The following is a 730-nucleotide window of genomic DNA, read 5'->3' on the forward strand; positions in this document are numbered from 1 at the left end:
GGCATCAATTCATCGGCGCCTAACTACCCCTCCCCTACCCCCTCCCGCAAGGGGAGGGGGAGAATAAAAGAGATGGGCCGACCCTGGCGGTGGCATTCTGAAAAGGTCTCGCAAGCGGGGCTTTTCGATAACGCTATTCCGCCGTCATTGCGAGGATGCGAAGCCGACGAAGCAATACATCGTCCCGCAAGGGCTGCTGCATGGATTGCTTCGCTGCGCTCGCAATGACGGTGTCGGGATTCTGAAAAGGTCACGCAAGTGGGAGAGGCAACGCGTTGCCGTCTTGCCGCGGTGCTCCTACGGCTCCGCCGCCTCCCCGATCGTCGCCTTGACCAGCTGCCGCAGCCAGCGATGGCCCGCATCCTTGGCGAAGCGCGGATGCCAGGACTGGACGACGGTCACCGCCGGCACCGCCACCGGCAGCTCGAAGGCCCGCACCGCCAGCCCCAGCGCCGTCGCGCGCACCACGAGGGCGCGCGGCAGCGCGGCGACGATGTCGGAGGAGGCGGCGGTGAACAGCGCGGCGTAGAAGCTCGGCATCACCAGCGTCACCCGGCGCGAGAGGCCCTGCCGCTCGAGTGCGTCGTCGATCGGCCCGCGGGTGCGGCCGCGCCGTGACGCCCCGATATGGGTCGCGGCGGCGAAGCGCTCGGCCGTCATCGCCCCCCGCAGCAGCGGATGGCCGTCCCGCACCACCCCGACGAACCGGTCCAGCAGCAGGGTCTGGACG

Annotated in this window: 1 protein-coding gene; it reads right to left on the minus strand. The window is 68.9% G+C overall.

Going from position 1 to position 730, the window contains the following annotated elements; translation table 11 throughout:
- Positions 1-297: 297 nt before the first annotated feature.
- Positions 298-730: LysR substrate-binding domain-containing protein (locus P409_RS35515; protein ID WP_034849875.1), on the minus strand; the 433-nt coding region annotated here is incomplete at its 5' end.

This window comes from Inquilinus limosus MP06 (assembly GCF_000767795.1).
Lineage (GTDB): Bacteria > Pseudomonadota > Alphaproteobacteria > DSM-16000 > Inquilinaceae > Inquilinus > Inquilinus limosus_E.